Origin of the sequence: Streptomyces griseoaurantiacus (assembly GCF_036189845.1) — a bacterium.
Lineage (GTDB): Bacteria > Actinomycetota > Actinomycetes > Streptomycetales > Streptomycetaceae > Streptomyces > Streptomyces griseoaurantiacus.
On the sequence record NZ_CP108326.1, the window covers coordinates 2946389 to 2963528 of the forward strand.

The 17140-nt window shown below is 72.5% G+C and carries 15 protein-coding genes and 1 tRNA gene; 5 read left to right on the top strand and 11 right to left on the bottom strand.

Annotation, left to right across the window (positions count from 1 at the left end; translation table 11 throughout):
* The first annotated feature begins 247 nt into the window (after positions 1 to 247).
* The gene (locus OHB09_RS13000; RefSeq protein WP_040896996.1) at positions 248 to 1036 is read left to right on the top strand and encodes a hypothetical protein; all 789 of its coding nucleotides are present in this window, start codon (positions 248 to 250) and stop codon (positions 1034 to 1036) included.
* Positions 1037 to 1226: 190 nt separating this feature from the next.
* Here the strand turns inward: OHB09_RS13000 and OHB09_RS13005 are convergent, their stop codons facing one another.
* Entirely contained in the window at positions 1227 to 1538 is a 312-nt protein-coding gene (locus tag OHB09_RS13005) for a hypothetical protein (protein WP_078631263.1), read from the bottom strand.
* A gap of 101 nt (positions 1539 to 1639) precedes the next feature.
* Between OHB09_RS13005 and OHB09_RS13010 the strand changes: the two genes are divergently transcribed.
* The gene (locus tag OHB09_RS13010; RefSeq protein WP_006143779.1) at positions 1640 to 1870 is read left to right on the top strand and encodes a DUF4287 domain-containing protein; all 231 of its coding nucleotides are present in this window, start codon (positions 1640 to 1642) and stop codon (positions 1868 to 1870) included.
* A gap of 129 nt (positions 1871 to 1999) precedes the next feature.
* Here the strand turns inward: OHB09_RS13010 and OHB09_RS13015 are convergent, their stop codons facing one another.
* Both OHB09_RS13015 and OHB09_RS13020 read right to left on the bottom strand, forming a co-directional pair.
* Entirely contained in the window at positions 2000 to 2896 is an 897-nt protein-coding gene (locus OHB09_RS13015) for a Bax inhibitor-1/YccA family protein (RefSeq protein WP_191855008.1), read from the bottom strand.
* A gap of 190 nt (positions 2897 to 3086) precedes the next feature.
* Positions 3087 to 4262, bottom strand: coding sequence for a 4-hydroxybenzoate 3-monooxygenase (locus OHB09_RS13020; RefSeq protein ID WP_167795540.1), 1176 nt, complete (start codon positions 4260 to 4262; stop codon positions 3087 to 3089).
* Positions 4263 to 4528: 266 nt separating this feature from the next.
* Here OHB09_RS13020 and OHB09_RS13025 point away from each other — a divergent pair, with 266 nt between their 5' ends.
* Positions 4529 to 5821 carry a class I SAM-dependent methyltransferase gene (locus tag OHB09_RS13025; protein ID WP_006143783.1) on the top strand — a complete coding sequence of 431 codons (1293 nt, stop codon included), beginning with the start codon at positions 4529 to 4531 and terminating at the stop codon, positions 5819 to 5821.
* Between the two features lie 88 nt (positions 5822 to 5909).
* Here the strand turns inward: OHB09_RS13025 and OHB09_RS13030 are convergent, their stop codons facing one another.
* Both OHB09_RS13030 and OHB09_RS13035 read right to left on the bottom strand, forming a co-directional pair.
* Positions 5910 to 8438, bottom strand: a complete 2529-nt coding sequence (locus OHB09_RS13030) for an ABC transporter permease (RefSeq protein WP_328922014.1) — start codon at positions 8436 to 8438, stop codon at positions 5910 to 5912.
* Between the two features lie 152 nt (positions 8439 to 8590).
* A complete protein-coding gene (locus tag OHB09_RS13035; protein ID WP_006143785.1) occupies positions 8591 to 9361 on the bottom strand; it encodes an ABC transporter ATP-binding protein in 771 nt (256 codons plus the stop codon).
* Between the two features lie 407 nt (positions 9362 to 9768).
* Here OHB09_RS13035 and OHB09_RS13040 point away from each other — a divergent pair.
* Positions 9769 to 9855: transfer RNA gene (locus OHB09_RS13040), tRNA-Leu, on the top strand.
* Positions 9856 to 9944: 89 nt separating this feature from the next.
* Here the strand turns inward: OHB09_RS13040 and OHB09_RS13045 are convergent.
* Positions 9945 to 10814 carry a helix-turn-helix transcriptional regulator gene (locus tag OHB09_RS13045; protein WP_328922015.1) on the bottom strand — a complete coding sequence of 290 codons (870 nt, stop codon included), beginning with the start codon at positions 10812 to 10814 and terminating at the stop codon, positions 9945 to 9947.
* Positions 10815 to 10915: 101 nt separating this feature from the next.
* Here OHB09_RS13045 and OHB09_RS13050 point away from each other — a divergent pair, with 101 nt between their 5' ends.
* Positions 10916 to 11707 carry an SDR family NAD(P)-dependent oxidoreductase gene (locus tag OHB09_RS13050; protein ID WP_191890607.1) on the top strand — a complete coding sequence of 264 codons (792 nt, stop codon included), beginning with the start codon at positions 10916 to 10918 and terminating at the stop codon, positions 11705 to 11707.
* 142 nt (positions 11708 to 11849) lie between these two features.
* Here OHB09_RS13050 and OHB09_RS13055 read toward each other — a convergent pair whose 3' ends face one another.
* The 5 genes from OHB09_RS13055 to OHB09_RS13075 form a co-directional block, all read right to left on the bottom strand.
* The gene (locus tag OHB09_RS13055; protein WP_093598640.1) at positions 11850 to 13235 is read right to left on the bottom strand and encodes an NAD(P)/FAD-dependent oxidoreductase; all 1386 of its coding nucleotides are present in this window, start codon (positions 13233 to 13235) and stop codon (positions 11850 to 11852) included.
* A 507-nt stretch (positions 13236 to 13742) separates the two neighbouring features.
* Positions 13743 to 14795, bottom strand: coding sequence for a PRC and DUF2382 domain-containing protein (locus tag OHB09_RS13060; RefSeq protein ID WP_328922016.1), 1053 nt, complete (start codon positions 14793 to 14795; stop codon positions 13743 to 13745).
* Positions 14796 to 14957: 162 nt separating this feature from the next.
* Entirely contained in the window at positions 14958 to 15911 is a 954-nt protein-coding gene (locus OHB09_RS13065; protein WP_191892321.1) for a Ppx/GppA phosphatase family protein, read from the bottom strand.
* Complete coding sequence (locus OHB09_RS13070; RefSeq protein ID WP_319351015.1) at positions 15908 to 16492, bottom strand: DUF501 domain-containing protein; 585 nt, start codon at positions 16490 to 16492, stop codon at positions 15908 to 15910. Before OHB09_RS13070 ends, OHB09_RS13065 begins: the two co-directional genes overlap by 4 nt.
* 85 nt (positions 16493 to 16577) lie before the next feature.
* Positions 16578 to 17057 carry an FtsB family cell division protein gene (locus tag OHB09_RS13075; RefSeq protein WP_006143794.1) on the bottom strand — a complete coding sequence of 160 codons (480 nt, stop codon included), beginning with the start codon at positions 17055 to 17057 and terminating at the stop codon, positions 16578 to 16580.
* Between the last annotated feature and the right edge of the window lie 83 nt (positions 17058 to 17140).

Sequence of the window (17140 nt, forward strand, 5' to 3'; positions counted from 1 at the left end):
GCCCGGAAATCCGCTTCCACACGGCTCCGGGCCGTTTTGTGATCCAATCGCCCCCATGATGTGACCTATCTCGCTCCCGGTGGGGATTTCCCCAGGTCACGGCGATCGGCACACCGCCACAGGGCCCTCTCGCGCCCCACGAGTCGTCCGGTTCGTGACGTTACGCACTGACAGCTCGATAGTCCGCCCTTCAAGCTGATGTAGGAAGTCGGGGGTCGACCGAACCGGGAGTACGTCCGTGAGCGCCATGCCGATTGCTCTGCTGCTCACCACGGCCACCACCGCGGCCGTGGGTGTCGCCGCCCTGCGCAGCCTCAAGGCTCTGCGCCGGCAGGTCGCGGCCCTGCACTCCGAACTCGCCGAGAGCCGCGCGGCGCGGACCGGGGCCGCCGTGCCGCCCGCCCGTGCCGCCGGTGACACCGAGGGCATACGCGCGGCCGTGGCCGAGGCCCTCGCCGAGGAGCGGGAGCGGGAGCTGGCCGAGGCCCGCGCCTTCTGGGCCGCCCAGGAGATCCGCGATCTCGACACCCCCTCCGTGCTGGGCGGACTGCCCGGCGGCGAGCTGTTCCTGCCCCGTCAGGCGGACTTCGCCGGCCTGGAGCGCGAGGCGCTGGAGCCGGTGACGGAACCCACGCTCGAGGAGGGCGAACCGGGCGTGGACCCGGCCGAGCTGGCCGCCGCCCGGCGCCGCCACCCCTCGCACCCGGACTTCGTGCCGGGCCCCTCGCCCGTCGTCGGCGACCACGAGCGCACCGTCGCCTGCCTGGAGGAGCTCGCCGCCTCCCGCACCGCGCTGGCCGACGTGCGTCCGGGCCCGCTGGGCACCCTCGACGTCTACGTCTTCGCCGACGGGACGACGCTCTGCATGACCCCGGGCCACCGCGAGACCGCGGAACGCCTGGCCGCCGCCCTGCAGGCGGGCGGGGCCCCGGTGCTGCTCGGCGGTTCGGGCGTCTCCGGCGCCTACAGCCTGACCTTCGAGTGCGGCGAGGAGAACGTGTACATCCTGGCCGACCGGGTCATCGCCTCGCTCTGACCTCTGGCCTCTGATCTCCGGTCTCTGACCTCTGATCTCCGGTCTCTGACCTCTGGCCTCTGGCCTCTGATCCCTGGCCTCTGGCCTCTGATCCCTGGCCTCTGGCCTCCGGCCTCTGGCCTCTGACGTCCGCCCCGGACGTCCGGCCCTCGGCCCGCGCATCCGAACGTGCCGGCCCCCGCCGGGAGGCTCACACCCCCGCGCGCTGCTGGGCCTCCGCCACGAGGGCCACCGCCTCGGCCAGCGCCCCCTCGGTCTCCAGGACCAGGGCGAGATCGCGCGCGGCGACGGTGATCTGGTCGGCCGCCGCGAACATGCCCGCGTCCGGCATCTCCCGGGGCGTCCCGGAGGGCTCCTCCAGGAGCTGGGCACGTCGTGCCAGTTCCCTTGCCAGCCCCAGTGCCTCGGCCGCGCCCCCGCGCTGCAGCCGGCTCTGCGGGGCGGCCCGCAGCCGGTCGGCGAAGTGGTCCACGGCCCGCGTCAAAGGCGTCGTATCAAGCACGGCGCGAGCGTACGCGTCCGGACGGGACTGTTGCCAACGGGCGCACGCTCGGGCACGGTGACCTGAAGGACCGGATTCATCGCTCGCGTCCGGAGGCGCCGATGTCCCAAGTCTTCTCCGCGGAGACCCATCGCAATCTGCTCGCCCGTATCCCCCACTGCACCGGTCGTGAGGTCGCCGACTGGTTGCGCACCGTCGAAGAAGGCCCCGCCCTCGTGCGTTTCGAGGAGAAGGTCAGCTGGCTCCGCAGTGAGCACGATCTCGCCTACGGCCACGCCAAGGCGATCGTCCACGAGTACGACCTGCGCCGGGCCGCGCGCAGACTGCTCTGACCCCGTCGTTCCGCCGTCGGCTCCCCTCCACCGCCGAAGGCCGAAAGGGCCCCGTACGGTCGTTCCTCGTGACCGTACGGGGCCCTTCGGCGCGGGCGCGGCGGTGTGCGCCGCGCCTCGCGGTGTGCCTCAGTCGCTGCTGCTGAAGATCGCCACCAGCCGCAGCATCTCGATGTAGATCCACACCAGGGTCATGGTCAGGCCGAACGCGGCCAGCCAGGACTCCTCGCGCGGGGCGCCGTAGGCGATGCCGTCCTCGATCTGCTTGAAGTCCAGCGTCAGGAAGAACGCGCCGAGCAGGATCGCGAGGATGCCGACGATCGCGCCGAGCGGCCCGAAGCTGCGCAGCCCGCCGTCCTCGGCGACACCGAAGACGACCAGCAGCAGGTTGACCGCGAGCACCGCCATGAAGGCGAGGGCGATGGCCATGCCGATCCGGGCGTAGCGCGCGGTCACCCGGATCCAGCCCGCCCGGTAGACGAGCAGGGTGGCGCCGGAGACCGCCATGGTGCCGAGCACCGCCTGGAACGGGGCACCGCTCCAGCGCGAGTTGAACATCTCGCTGAAGACCCCGAGGAAGACGCCCTCGAAGGCGGCGTACCCGAGGATCAGCGCGGGCGAGGCCTTGCGCTTGAAGGACTGCACCATCGCCAGGACGAAGGCGATGAGCGCGGCGCCGATCGCCAGGCCGTAGCTGGTGGTGGAGACCGGCAGCAGGGCCCAGGCGAGGGCGGCGCCGACGGCGACCGTGCCCAGCGTCAGGGCGGAGCGCGAGACGACGTCGTCCATCGTCATCCGGCCGGGGGCGGCCGGGGCCTGCGGCGGCGCGGCCTGGCCGTACTGCTGCGCGTAGGGGTTCTGGGCGTACGGGTTGCCGCCCTGCGGGGCGTACTGGTTTCCCTGCGCGTAGGGGTTGGCCTGCGTGCCGACTGCGGGGCCCCCGGCCTGCGGCGCGGTGTTGAAGCCGGCGTAGCCGTTGTCGCGGCTGAACCCCCGTCGCGAGAAGACCGGGTTGCTGCTCCTCATTTCACTCCTCCATGGCCACCCTGCGTGGCCTTGGCTCAAGAGTAATGGCTTCGCAAAAGATTGACTCTACTGCTTGGGGAGGATCTTTCCCCCGCGCTGCCACCGTACGCGCCGGACGGGGCCTCCCGCGCGGACCGGTGCACGACCGTGACAGGACCGTGGGGCCGCCCCGGCCGCCACTGCCGTCACCTCAGTCCAGCGGGAAGCCCGTGTACGCCTCCGCGAGGTCGGTCCGGGCGGCGCGGGAGGTGGCGATCCGGTCCAGCCGGGCGACCTGGAGGCGGTCCTCGAAGGGGGTGGCGCCGGGGGCCGGGTGGAGCAGCGTCGTCATGTCGTAGCTGAACCGCTCGGCCTGCCAGACGCGGCGCAGGCAGGTCTCGGAGTAGGAGTCGAGCAGTTCCTCGGAACCGGTGTCCCGCCGGTGGACGAGGGCGCGGGCGAGGGTGACGACGTCGCCGACGGCGAGGTTGAGTCCCTTGGCGCCGGTCGGCGGCACGATGTGGGCGGCGTCACCGGCGAGGAAGAGGCGGCCGTGGCGCATGGGCTCGTGGACGAAGCTGCGCATGGGGGTGACGGACTTCTGCGTGACGGGCCCGCGCTCCAGCCGCCAGTCGTCCTCGGTGGCGAGGCGGCGCTCCAGCTCGTCCCAGATCGCCTCGTCGCTCCAGTCGGCCGCGTCGGTCTCGGTGGGGACCTGGAGGTAGAGCCGGGAGACGGTGGGCGAGCGCATGCTCAGCAGGGCGAAGCCGCGGTCGTGGCGGGCGTAGACCAGCTCGTCGTGGGAGGGGGCGACGTCGGCGAGGATGCCGAGCCAGCCGAAGGGGTACGTCCGCTCGAAGACGCGGGACAGGGCGGCGGGCACCGCCTTGCGGGCCACTCCCCAGAAGCCGTCGCAGCCGGCGACGTAGTCGCACTCCAGGACGTCCTCGCGGCCCTCGTGCCGGAACCGGACGCGGGGCGTGCCGGTCTCGGCGCCCTCGACGGCCAGCGCCTCCGCCTCGAACAGCAGCGGGCCGCCCTCCTCGAGCTGGAGGGCGACGAGGTCCTTGCAGACCTCCGTCTGCGCGTAGACCGTCACCGCCCGGCCGCCGGTCAGGCCGGGGAAGTCCACGCGGTGGCGACGGCCGTCGAAGCGGAGTTCGATGCCGTCGTGGCGCAGGCCCTCGCGGTCCATCCGCTCGCCGGCGCCCGCGGCGCGCAGGACGTCGACGGTGCCCTGTTCGAGGATGCCGGCGCGCTGGCGCTGCTCGACGTAGGCGCGGTCGCGGCTCTCCAGGACGACCGAGGCGATGCCGGCGCGATGCAGCAGGCGGGCGAGGAGCAGGCCGGCGGGGCCGGCTCCGATGATGCCGACGGTGGTGCGCATCGGGCGTTCCCTCCGGGGGGTGCGGGGCGATGTTCGCCGACGTCATTTGTTCGCGTGGTGAAAATCTCTTCACTGGCACCCTGAGTGTCCGGCGCGGCACGCGCCCATGTCAATGCCCCGGACACGCGTGCGCCACCGAGGAACCGGAATCATGGCCGCTACACGTATTTTGCCGAGACGTAACCCCGAAGCGGGAGTGTGCTCGGGCCCCGCCGGTGTTTACGTTGTGTCGTCAATCCGGGACCGGATGCACGGAGGTGCACGCCATGGCAGACGCCGCGTCGCGGCTGAAGGGCCTCATCGAACAACTGCTCGCCGCCCCGCTCCCCATCCGCATCCGCGCCTGGGACGGCTCCGAGGCGGGCCCGCCCGGCGCCCCCGCCCTCGTCGTCCGCAACCGCCGCGCCCTGCGCCGGCTGCTGTGGAAGCCCGGCGAACTGGGCCTCGCCCGCGCCTGGGTCTCCGGCGACCTCGGCATCGACGGCGACCTCTACACCGCGCTCGGCCTGCTCTCCGGCCTCATCTGGGAACGCGGCGAGGACGCCCGTACGCTCGCACAGGCGCTGCGCGACCCCGAGTTCCGCGCCGCCGCCCGGGGCCTGTTCGCGCTCGCCGGGCCGCTGCCGCCGCCCGCGCCGCCCCGCGAGGAGGTCCGCAGAGCCCGCGGGCACCTGCACACCCGGCGCGCCGACCGCCGCGCCATCAGCCACCACTACGACGTCGGGAACGACTTCTACGCACTCGTCCTCGGCCCGTCCATGGTCTACTCCTGTGCCTACTGGGAGTCCCCCGACTCCACCCTCGAACTCGCCCAGCGCGACAAGCTGGAACTGGTCTCCCGCAAGCTCGCCCTGAAGCCCGGTGAACGGCTGCTCGACGTCGGCTGCGGCTGGGGCTCGATGGCCATCCACGCCGCCCGCGAGCACGGCGTGCGCGTCGTCGGCATCACCCTCTCCCAGGAGCAGGCCGCCTACGCCCGCAAGCGCGTCGCCGACGAGGGCCTCACCGACCGCGTCGAGATCCGCGTCCAGGACTACCGGGACGTCGACGACGGCCCCTACGACGCCATTTCCTCCATCGGCATGGCCGAACACGTGGGCACCCAGCAGTACCTGAGGTACGCCCAGGAACTGCACTCCCTGCTCAAGCCGGGCGGACGGCTGCTGAACCACCAGATCGCCCGGCGGCCGCTGCGGGACGAGTCGGCGTACGACATCGACGAGTTCATCGACGCCTACGTCTTCCCCGACGGCGAACTCGCCCCGATCGGCACCACCGTGACCCAGCTCGAACGGGCCGGCTTCGAAGTCCGCGACGTGGAGTCGCTGCGGGAGCACTACGCCCTCACGCTGCGCCGCTGGGTGGCCAACCTGGAGGCCCAGTGGGTGCGGGCCAAGGGGCTCACCAGCCCCGGCCGGGCCCGTGTCTGGCGGCTGTACATGGCCGCCTCCGCGCTGGCCTTCGAGCGCAACCGCATCGGCGTCAACCAGGTCCTCGCCGTGCGCACCCCCGAGTCCGGCGACGCGGGCGTGCCCCTGCGGGCCCGCACCTGGAACTGAGCGGAGCGGCACGACGGCACGACGGCGAAGGCCGCCCCGGGGGTGCCGGGGCGGCCTTCGCCGTGGACGGGGGGGGGCTCCCCCGCTCTCACTCCGACTTGATCGCCGTCAGCATGTTCAGACGGGCCGCCCGGCGGGCCGGCCACAGCGCGGCCAGGACGCCGACCAGTCCCGCCAGCAGCAGGAAGAGCGCCATCCGCGCCCAGGGCAGGGCCAGTTCGTACGTCGGCAGACTGGAGCTGAACAGCTCGCCGGCCGCCCAGCCGAAGAACACGCCGAGCCCGATGCCGAGCACCCCGCCGAAGAGCGCGATGACCAGCGACTCCAGCCGGACCATGCGCTTGATGCCCCGGCGGTCGAGACCGATGGCGCGCAGCATGCCGATCTCCTGCGCCCGTTCGAAGACGGACATGGCCAGGGTGTTGACGACGCCGAGGACGGCGACGATCACGGCCATCGCGAGCAGCCCGTAGAGCATGTTCAGCATCAGCGTGAAGATCTGCGCGATGCTGTCGGAGATGTCCTGCTTGTCCTGCACGGAGATGCCGGGGTTGTTGCCGAGCGCCTTCTCCAGCCGGTCCTTGGTCTTCTCCGAGGCGCCGCCCGAGGTGCTCACCATGACCTGCATGTCGGACACGTCGTCCAGGTGCGGGGTCAGGGTGGCGTTGTCGACCATGATGCCGCGGACCATCTCGTTGCCCTGGTAGACACCGGCCACCGTCAGCGTCTTCCTGGCCCCGTCCTCGAAGGCGGCGGTGAAGCGGGAGCCGACCTTCCAGCCCTGGTCCTTCGCCATGTCGTCGTCGACGACGATCCGGGTGCCCTCCACCCGGAAGCTGCCGCCGTCCATCGTGGGGGCGGTGAGCCTGCCGATGTCGGCGCCGTCGACGCCGGTGACGTTCTCGGTCTCGCCGTTGATGCGGGCGGGGGCGTTGCGCAGCGGGCTGAGGGCGGTGACGCCGTCCGTCGCCGCGAGCTGCTCGGCGACCTTCGGGGAGAGCGGGCCGCCGTTGGCCATGGAGACGACGTAGTCCGCGCGGATCGAGGAGGCGGCCATCCGGTCGATCGCGCCCTGCAGGCTGCCCGCGATCACCGTCAGACCGGTGATGAGGGTCAGTCCGATCATCAGCGCGGAGGCGGTGGCGGCGGTGCGGCGCGGGTTGCGCACCGAGTTCTGGCGGGCCAGCTTCCCGGACATCCCGAAGATCCGCAGCACCGGGGCCGAGGCGGCGATCAGCGGGCGGGACAGCAGCGGGGTGAGCACGAAGACGCCGATCACCAGCAGGACCGCGCCGAAGCCCATGGGGGCCCTGCCCTCGGAGCCGCTCAGGGTGGTCGCGTAGAGCACGGCCGCGACACCCGCCCCGGCGAGCAGCGAGCCGAGGGTGTTGCGGACCACGAGGGACTTGGTGGTGGCCTTGGCGTGCAGGCTGTTCATCGCGGCCACCGGCGGGATCTTCGCGGCGCGGCGGCCCGGCAGCCAGGCGGCGAGCATCGTGACGACGACGCCGACGGCGAGCGCCGCCCCGACCGTGCCGGCGGTGACCACCAGCGGGCCGTCGGGCACGGACGCACCGAACGTGCCGATCAGGGCGCGCAGCCCGGCGCCGATGCCGATCCCGAGGAGCAGCCCGCTGAGGGCGGCGGCCAGTCCGACGACGAACGCCTCGATCAGCACCGAGCGGGTGACCTGCCGGCGGGAGGCGCCGACCGCGCGCAGCAGCGCCAGTTCCTTGGTGCGCTGGGCGACCAGCATGGTGAAGGTGTTGGCGATGATGAACGTGCCGACGAACAACGCGATCCCGGCGAAGACCAGCAGGCCCTGCTTGAGTCCGCTCATGGAGGCGGCGATCGCCTCGGCCTGGTCGTCGGCGAGCTGCCGGCCGGTGGTGGTCTCGACGGCGTCGGCGGGCAGCGCCTTGCCGAGGGCGGCGCGCAGCTCCCGCTGGCTGGTGCCGGCCGCGGCCTCGACGTCGATCTCGTCGTAGGTGCCGGGCTTGCCGAGGAGGTGCTGGGCGGTGGGCGTGTCGAACAGGACGAGGCTGCCGCCCGCGGCGACGTTGCCGTCGTCGGTGGTGAAGATGCCGGTGACGCGGGGGCTGAGGACGGGACCGTCGACCGACATCCGCACGGTGTCGCCGACGTGGTAGCCGGTCCTGCGGGCGGTCTCGGAGTCGAGGAGGACCTCGTTCTCCCCGTGCGGGGCGCGCCCCTCGGTCACCGGGTAGCGGGGGTCGTGGGTGCCCCAGTAGTTGCCGCCCTGGGACTGGAAGCCGTTGCCGACGAGGTCGCCGTCCTTGTCGGCGAGGGCGGTGAACCCGCTGACGACGCCGATCGCGGAACGCGCGCCGCTCACGCCCTCGGCCTTCTTCAGCAGCGCCTGGGTCAGCTCGGGCTGCTCGGCGAGGGTGTCGCCGGTGTCCTCGCGCCCCTCGGCCCGGACGGCGACGTCGACGTGGTCGAAGCCCTTGGCGGAGCTCTTCTGATAGGCGTCCGTGATGGTGTTGGTGAAGACGAGGGTGCCGGAGACGAAGGCGACGCCGAGCATCACGGCGAGCACGGTCATCAGCAACCGGGCCTTGTGCGCGAACACGTTGCGCAGGGCGGTACGGAACATGGGGCTACTCAGTCCAGTAAGAGGGGCGAGGCGAGGGCGGGGCGGTGGGAGACCACCGCGGGGCGGCGGGATGTCACCGCGGGGCGGTGGGGCGTCACCGCGGGCGGCGGGGTGTCACCGCGCGGGATGGGCGCGGGGGCCCGGCTCGGGGCTCAGCTCGTGCGGCCCTTGACGTCGAACCGCTTCATGCGGTCCAGCACCGCGTCGGCGCTCGGCTCCCGCATCTCGTCGACGATGCGGCCGTCCGCCAGGAAGACCACCCGGTCCGCGTAGGCGGCCGCCACCGGGTCGTGCGTGACCATGACGACCGTCTGGCCCATCTCGCGCACGGAGTTGCGCAGGAAGCCCAGCACCTCGGCGCCCGAGCGGGAGTCGAGGTTGCCGGTGGGCTCGTCGCCGAAGATGATCTCCGGCTGGGAGGCCAGCGCCCGGGCCACCGCGACGCGCTGCTGCTGGCCGCCGGAGAGCTGGCTGGGGCGGTGCGAGAGCCGGCCGGACAGGCCGACCATGTCGATGACCCGGTTCAGCCACTCCTTGTCGGGCTTGCGGCCCGCGATGTCCATCGGCAGCGTGATGTTCTCCAGCGCGCTGAGCGTGGGGAGCAGGTTGAACGCCTGGAAGATGAACCCGATCTTGTCCCGGCGCAGCCTGGTGAGCTGCTTGTCCTTGAGGGCGCCCAGTTCGGTGTCGCCGATGCGCACGGAACCGCTGCTGAAGGAGTCCAGTCCGGCGACGCAGTGCATGAGCGTCGACTTGCCGGACCCGGAGGGGCCCATGATGGCGGTGAACCGCGCCTGTTCGAAGTCGACGGTCACCCGGTCCAGGGCGACCACCTGGGTCTCTCCCTGCCCGTAGACCTTCGACAGTTCGGTGGCGCGGGCGGCCACCTCGGTGGCACGGGCGGCGAGGGGGAAGGTGGTCACGGGAGGGTGCTCCTGTCGGAAGGCTGCAGGGGTACGTACTCCATGCTCCGTGCCGCCCGGCTCCCTGTAGTCCCCCGCCCGTCCGGTTCTCGTGGCCCTCTGTGGTTTGACCCGGGGCGCCGGTCTCCTACCTCAGAATGACCCCGCCCCTGAGAAAGCGGTTGGCCACCCTGTCGACGAAGGGTGACGCGGCTCGATGCGCCTGTCCCTCGCGGCGGTGAAATTACGTCATTCCGTATACGTCGCCGGCGCCCGCCGACAAGGCTGGTGGCAAGTGCGGATGGCCTGTACCGGGTGCTGATGCACCCTCAGGCGCCAATAAAATAAGACAACATGGCCTTGCCCGGCCGCTGTTCGAGTGACGCGTCCCGATAGGCTCGGAGTGCTCGATGCGGAGCCCATGGCCTGCCCGGATGGTGGAATGCAGACACGGCGAGCTTAAACCTCGCTGCCCCTACGCGGGCGTGCCGGTTCAAGTCCGGCTCCGGGCACCACTCATGCCGTGCCGCGGACTCCGGAGGACGGTTCCTCGCGGACATCGCGACACATGCCGTCGACGTAACCCCCGCAGTCAGTCCCGCAGTCAGTCCCGTGGTCGGTCCCGCGGTCCCGTCGGGGTGTCCGCCGGGGCGGCCCAGCTGGCCAGGAGCGGGAGCATCCGGGCCGTGGAGGAGCCGGGCTCGGCGGTGTACACGACGAGGTGCTGGTCGGGGGCGTGGGGTGCGGTGACGATCTCGATGTGGAAGTCGAGGAGGCCGGCCTCGGGATGGGCGATGCGCTTGGCCACCGAGGCGTAGTCCCGCACGGTGTGGTCGTCCCACCAGCGGGCGACGTCCGGGTCGGTGCGCCGCAGGTCGTCCACCTCGGCCAGGAGCCGCCGGTCCTCCGGTCGTCTGCCGGCCTCCCTGCGCATCGCGGCGACCGACCGGGCGCCGAACTCGGCCCAGTTGACGATGCGCTCCCGGGCCAGCGGGTCGCGGAACAGGTAGTGCGTGAAGGAGGAGCCAAGCGCCGGAGCGCGCCCGAGAACCGCCCGCAGCAACGCGTTGTGCGCGAGGACCTCGGCACGCCGGCCGAGGAGCAGCACCGGGACGTGGTCCAGGGTCGCGGCCAGGCGCAGCAGTCCCGGGTCGGGGTGCTGCACCTCCGGGGCCGTCCGGCGGGCCCGGGACGCGGGCGCCGCGAGGTCGCGCAGGTGCGCGGCCTCCACCTCGTTCAGCCGCAGGGCCCGCGTCAGCGCGGCGAGCACGGACTCCGAGACCGTCGCCTGCCGGCCCTGTTCCAGCCGGCTGTAGTGGTCGGTGCTCAGGCCCGCCAGCATGGCCAGTTCCTCCCGGCGCAGGCCGGGCACGCGCCGTGGACCGGGGAACGCCTCGATGCCGGCCTGGCCGGGAGTGAGCCGGTCCCGGCGGGCCCGCAGGAACGCGCCGAAGGCGGAGCGGTCAGCACCCATGCCCCCACGGTACGGCCGCCCGTCGCCGTCCTGCCTGGTCATGGCGTGCCCAGGCAGCGCTCGCGCTGGCAGGCGCACCGCGGCGCCTGTGCAATGACGCCATGACTTCCTCAGAGACCGGCACTCCGGCCCCCTCCGCCCCCTTCCACGGCCGCAGCGCGGTCGTGACCGGTTCCACCAGCGGCATCGGCGCCGCCATCGCCGAGCTGCTCGCCGGCCGCGGCGCGCACGTCATCGTCAGCGGACGCGACGCGCGGCGGGGCGAGCGGACGGTGGGCCGCATCCGGGAGGCCGGCGGCAGGGCCGAGTTCGTCCCCGCCGACCTCTCCGGTGACAGCGAGTCGGTGCGCGCCTTCGCCGCCCGGGCGACGGCCGCCGCGGGAGGACGGGTGGACATCCTCGTCAACAACGCCGGCATCTACCCGGCCACCACCACGCCGGACCTCCCCGACGCCGCCCTCGACGCGATGCTCGCCCTCAACATCCGCGCGCCCCATGTGCTGGTCGGGCGGATGGCCCCGGCCATGGCCGAGCGGGGAGGCGGCGTGATCGTGAACATCGGCTCCTGGATGGCCTCCGTGGGGAGCCCCTACGCCGCTGCCTACACCGCGACGAAGGCCGCCGACGAGCAGATGACACGGGCCTGGGCCGCCGAGTTCGGGCCGCGCGGCGTGCGCGTCAACGCCGTCGCGCCCGGGGTGACGCGGACCCCGGGGAACGAGGCCGCGCGCCAGGTGATCGAGCGGATGGCCGCCGGGACTCCGGCCGGGACACCGGTCGCCCCCGAGGACATCGCCCACGCCGTGGCCTTCCTCGCCTCCGGCGAGGCCCGCATGATCCACGGGACCACCCTTCACGTCGACGGCGGCATCACCACCACCCGCCTCTCCTGACCGCCACCCGGCCCCCACCCCCACCGGACTGCCGCACCGCGTCGTGCGGGCGACGGGCTCCGGACACGGCGAAGGGGCCGTCCGCACCACGGATGGCGGACGGCCCCTTCGCGGGAGTGACCCTTCGGGGAGTGACCCGGCGTCAGGACGCCTTGGCCTTCTCCTCCGTCTTCGCGGCGGCGGCCACCGGGGCCGGCTTGGCGGCCTCGTAGAACTCCTCGCGCGGCGTCTCCATGGCGCCCAGGGACACGACCTCGCGCTTGAGGAACATGCCGAGGGTCCAGTCGGAGAAGACGCGGATCTTGCGGTTGAAGGTGGGCATCGCCATGCCGTGGTAGCCGCGGTGCATGTACCAGGCCAGGCGGCCGCGCAGCTTGATCTTCACCTTGCCCACGACGATCATCGCGACGCCCTTGTGGAGGCCCAGGCCCGCGACCGCGCCCTTGTTGGCGTGCTCGTAGTCCTTCTGCGGGAAGCCCCGCATGCCGGAGATCACGTTGTCGCCGAGGACCTTGGCCTGCCGCAGCGCGTGCTGCGCGTTCGGCGGGCACCAGGCGTTCTCGTTGCCCGCCTTGCGGCCGACGAGGTCCGGCACCTGGGCGTTGTCGCCCGCGGCCCAGATGTAGTCCGTGCCCTTGACCTGCAGGGTGGTCTCGCAGTCGACGTGACCGCGCGGGCCGAGGGGCAGACCGAAGCGGGACAGCGCCGGGTTGGGCTTGACGCCCGCGGTCCACACGATGGTGTTCGAGTCGACCTCCAGCCCGTTCTTCAGCACCACGTGGCCGTCGACGCAGGAGTCCATCGACGTGGAGAGGTAGACCTCGACCCCGCGGCCCTCCAGGTGCTCCTTGCCGTACTGGCCGAGCTTGGGGCCCACCTCGGGGAGGATCTTGTCCGCGGCGTCGACGAGGATGAACCGCATGTCCTCGCGGGAGACGTTGCGGTAGTACTTGGCCGCGTCCCGGGCCATGTCCTCGACCTCACCGATGGTCTCGGCGCCGGCGAAGCCACCGCCGACGAAGACGAAGGTGAGCGCCTTGCGGCGGACCTCCTCGTCGGTGGTCGAGTCGGCCTTGTCGAGCTGCTCGAGGACGTGGTTGCGCAGGCCGATGGCCTCCTCGACGCCCTTCATGCCGATGCCCTGCTCGGCGAGGCCGGGGATCGGGAAGGTGCGGGAGACCGCGCCGAGCGCGATGACCAGGTAGTCGAACGGCAGCTCGTACGCCTCGCCCACGAGCGGGGAGATCGAGGCGACCTTGCGGTCCTGGTCGATGTTGGTGACCCGACCGGTGAGCACCTCCGCTTCCTTCGGCAGTTCGCGCCGCAACGGGACGACGACGTGCCGGGGGGAGATGCTGCCGGCGGCGGCTTCGGGGAGGAAGGGCTGGTAGGTCATGTACGACCGGGGGTCGACGACCGTGACGGTCGCCTCGCCGTAGCGCATCTTCTTGAGAATGCGCCGAGCTGCGTACAGGCCTACGTACCCACCGCCTACTACGAGGATCCTGGGACGCTCCGTGGTGCTCATGCCATCGAGTATCCACCCGCCCATGGGGGGTCGCTCGTGCGCCCCTTCACAAGCTTGCCCGGGGTCTCTGCTACACTGCGCCGCCCACGTGACCCATACCATGATCCGGATCGGGAACCACCGAGTACCGGCGGTCGTTGTCAAGGGCCCGTGAGCAGCCACTTGATCCTCCGCACGGGGTGAACCGGGGTGCTGCGACATGCCGGTGGGCCCCCTTCGACGTGCTCGCCCGAGCGGGACCTTCGGCCGGGTGAGCCACCCGAACGGCCCTTGCGCACTCCGGTATCCCCCACCCGGGCCGAATTCCTTGTGAAGAACTTCACGAACTTTGTCGGCGGCACTCCGCCGACACGCCCCGCGAGGGCCCCGCGAAGGCCGCGGGAGGGCCCTGGTAGCCACCTCACCAGCCACGGCACCGCCCCTCGGGGGCGGCGCCCCGGCCCCCGACCGGACCCTCCCCGCGCACCCCTCGCCGGGGTGCGCGGGGACGTCCGTGGACCCGGACGGTCAGCGGATCCCGCCCTCGTCCCCGCGGTCCCGGTCGGACTCGATCCGCTCCGTCTCGCCCTCGATGCGCTCCTTGCGGACGCGCCCGTGGACGGTCTCCTGCTCGGTGTGCTCCTCGGTGGTCAGCCGGACCCGTTCGACGGGCACGGCCTCGGTCTCCACCACCGGGCGTTCCGCGTGGAGTGTCAGCTCGTACTCGGCCTCGCTGATCTCCGGGCCCCTGACCGCGTCACCGCGGTTGGCGTCCGTGATCGGCTCCCGCTCGATCCGCACCTCCTCGTGGCGCAGCGGCACGGTCTGCTCCACGTCCTCGGTGACCACGTACTTGCGCAGCCGTGCCCTGCCTGTCTCGCGGCGCTCGACGCCGACGTGCATGCGCTCCTCGGAGCGCGTCATGGCGTCGTCCCCGTGCCGGAACCGGTCGTCGGCCCCGGCCCGCCGCCCGGCCGTCGGGGTGCGCCCCGGGGACTCGGCGCGCCCGGGTGTCCCCGCGCGTCCCGGCGTCGCGGAACGCCCGGCCGCGGCGCCTCCGGCGGCTCCGCCGGCCGCCGCGCCCGCGGCACCCTGCGTTCCCGCCGTTCCCGCCGTTCCCGCCGTTCCCGCCGTGCCCGCTGTGCCCGCTGTGCCCGCTGTACCGGCCGCGCCCGCCGCACCGGCGGTTCCCGCTCCGCCGGCGGTACCGGTGGTGCCCGCCGCGTCGCCCGGCGCCCGGCCGGTGCGGGACGTGGGCTCGTCCCACGGGACCCCGTAGTAGTCGTACAGCCGGTGTTCCTCGTCCACGGACAGATGACCACCGGCGTCCACATCGACGTGCGGCGCGCCCTTGACCTTGCCCTTGGCGAACGGGACCTCGATGTGGTCGGCGACCATCGAGGCGTCACGGATGGGCACGAAGGACTCGCTGCTGCCGAACCAGCCCGTCTTCACGGTCACCCACTCCGGGCGCCCGGTGGCGTCGTCGAGGAAGACGTGCGCGGCCTCGCCGATTTTGTTACCACCGTCGTCGAAGACCGGGTGGTCCAGGACGGTCGGGATCTGTTCTCTGGTGATCATGTTGGGTCACCCTCCTTTCGGAGCGATTCCCCTGCCGAGTTCACCACCCTGGAGCACGCCAAACGACACAAAAGGGAAAAGCGCCGCATTTTGCCACACCCCGACCGGCCGCCCGACCACTCCACCGACCCGCGCCGGCCCCCGTCCGCACCTGATCGCGTCTCAGCCGGCGATCGACCAGGCGATCCCGTCGAGGATGTCGTGCTCGCTGACGACGACCTCCTGGGCGTCGACGCGTTCCATGATCGCCAGGAGGACGAGGGCGCCGGCGCCGATGACGTCCACGCGGCCGGGGTGCAGGGAGCCGATGGCCGCCCGCTCGGCGTGGGTGGAGCGCAGGAGGCGCTCGGTGACCTCACGCACCCGGTCCCGGGTGACGCGGGAGTGGTGGATGGCCTCCGAGTCGTAGGCGGGCAGGTCCTGGGCGATCGCGGAGACGGTCGTGACGGAGCCCGCGAGGCCCACCAGCGTGCGCGCCTCGCGCAGCGGGACCGCCTGCTCGGCGAGGTCCAGCGCGGCCTCGATGTCGGCCCGCATGGCCCGGATCCGCTCCTCGGTGGGCGGGTCGGTGACGGCGCCGTCGACCACGAGGTGCCGTTCGGTCATCCGCACGCAGCCGATGTCCACCGAGCGCGCGGCGCTCACCCGGTCCCCGCCGACGACGAACTCGGTGGAGCCGCCGCCGATGTCCACCACGAGGTAGGGCTTCGCGAAGCCGGCGCCGCCCGTGCCGCCGGTGAGCTCCTTGGTGGCCCCGGTGAACGAGAACTCGGCCTCCTGGTCGCCGGAGATGACCTCCGGCTCGACGCCGAGGATGTCCACCACCCCGCGCACGAACTCCTCGCGGTTCTCGGCGTCACGCGAGGCGGAGGTGGCCACGAAGCGCACCCGCTCGGCGCCGTGCTTCTCGATCACCGCCGCGTACTCGCGGCAGGCGGCGAAGGTCCGCTCCAGTGCCTCCGGGGCGAGCCGGCCGGTGCGGTCGACGCCCTGGCCGAGCCGCACGATCGTCATGCGCCGTTCCAGGTCGGTGAGTTCACCGGTGGCCGGGTCCACGTCGGCGACGAGGAGGCGGATCGAGTTGGTACCGCAGTCGACGGCGGCGACCCTGGTCATTCGGCGTGCTCCTCGTGCGCTGCGTTCTTCGCGTGCCCTGCGTTCTTCTCGTCCTTCTCGCACGCGTCCGGGACCGTCACGCACGCTCCCTTGCGCCACCACTGCGGCAGCATCGCGAGCGCCTCGTCGCCCAGCGGGTTGACGCCGGGACCGGCGGCCAGCGCGTGCGCCACGAGGACGTGCAGGCACTTCACCCGGTCGGGCATGCCGCCCGCGCTCGGGAAGCCCTTCAGCTCCTCGATCTCGTCCCGGCGCCGCAGGTAGTCCTCGTGGGCGGCGCGGTAGGCCGCGGCCAGCTCCGGATCCTCGGCGAGGCGTTCGGTCATCTCCTTCATGACACCGTTCGCCTCCAGCGTGCCGATCGCGGAGTTCGCCCGCGGGCACGTCAGGTAGTACAGCGTCGGGAACGGCGTGCCGTCGGGCAGCCGCGGTGCCGTCTCGACCACGTCGGGCTGCCCGCACGGGCACCGGTGCGCGATCGCGCGCAGCCCGCGCGGCGGCCGGCCGAGCTGCTGCCGGAAGGCCTCGACGTCGGCATCGGTGGGCCCGGTGCGCGGGGTGGTCGGCGGAGGGGTTTCCATGCGCGTACGAGAGTCTCTCTGTCCGTGGCGGCGCGGGCCCGAGGGGCCCGGCGCCGGTTTCTTGCCGTACGAGAACCGTACTGTCTCACCGGCGTACGGCCGCGTCCGCCCGGTCGACGCCGTCCCACAGGTTGGCGTACCAGGGGCGCGCCGCCGTTCCGCCCTCGGAGCGGGTACGGGTGGCGGCGCCGGGCTCGGCGACGACGTAGCCGGTCTCCCCCGGCATCACGTAGTGCAGCCGCAGCCGGATCTGCTGTTCCGCGTAGGCGTCGTCCTGCCAGCGGGCCTTGAGGTCGCGCAGTTGCTCCACCCGCTCGCGGGCCTGCCGCTGCTCGCGTTCCTCGTCGGCGATCCGGGCCCGCTGGGAGACGTACTGCCGCATCGGGTAGGCGAGCGCCACGATCATCGTGCACAGCACCAGGGCGAGCAGGGCCGCGCGGCCGGTGAGCCGGGAGCGGCGGGCCTGGCGCCGGGTCTGCGAACGGTAGACCCGGGCGGCCGTCTGCTCACCGAGCAGCCGCAGCCTGGTCGCGGTCGAGAACCGGTCCCGGTCCTTCGCGGCCATGTCCTCCGCCTCCCGTCGCGCTCACGCCTGCCGTCTCATGCGTACGTCCCCGCACACGGTACGGGACCGGGTACGGGGACGTA

Coding starts and splice junctions, on each gene's coding strand:
- OHB09_RS13000 (WP_040896996.1), top strand. CDS start 248: ATGCCGATTGCTCTGCTGCTCACCACGGCCACCACCGCGGCCGTGGGT.
- OHB09_RS13010 (WP_006143779.1), top strand. CDS start 1,640: ATGTCCCAAGTCTTCTCCGCGGAGACCCATCGCAATCTGCTCGCCCGT.
- OHB09_RS13015 (WP_191855008.1), bottom strand. CDS start 2,896: ATGAGGAGCAGCAACCCGGTCTTCTCGCGACGGGGGTTCAGCCGCGAC.
- OHB09_RS13020 (WP_167795540.1), bottom strand. CDS start 4,262: ATGCGCACCACCGTCGGCATCATCGGAGCCGGCCCCGCCGGCCTGCTC.
- OHB09_RS13025 (WP_006143783.1), top strand. CDS start 4,529: ATGGCAGACGCCGCGTCGCGGCTGAAGGGCCTCATCGAACAACTGCTC.
- OHB09_RS13030 (WP_328922014.1), bottom strand. CDS start 8,438: ATGTTCCGTACCGCCCTGCGCAACGTGTTCGCGCACAAGGCCCGGTTG.
- OHB09_RS13045 (WP_328922015.1), bottom strand. CDS start 10,814: ATGGGTGCTGACCGCTCCGCCTTCGGCGCGTTCCTGCGGGCCCGCCGG.
- OHB09_RS13050 (WP_191890607.1), top strand. CDS start 10,916: ATGACTTCCTCAGAGACCGGCACTCCGGCCCCCTCCGCCCCCTTCCAC.
- OHB09_RS13055 (WP_093598640.1), bottom strand. CDS start 13,235: ATGAGCACCACGGAGCGTCCCAGGATCCTCGTAGTAGGCGGTGGGTAC.
- OHB09_RS13060 (WP_328922016.1), bottom strand. CDS start 14,795: ATGATCACCAGAGAACAGATCCCGACCGTCCTGGACCACCCGGTCTTC.
- OHB09_RS13065 (WP_191892321.1), bottom strand. CDS start 15,911: ATGACCAGGGTCGCCGCCGTCGACTGCGGTACCAACTCGATCCGCCTC.
- OHB09_RS13070 (WP_319351015.1), bottom strand. CDS start 16,492: ATGGAAACCCCTCCGCCGACCACCCCGCGCACCGGGCCCACCGATGCC.
- OHB09_RS13075 (WP_006143794.1), bottom strand. CDS start 17,057: ATGGCCGCGAAGGACCGGGACCGGTTCTCGACCGCGACCAGGCTGCGG.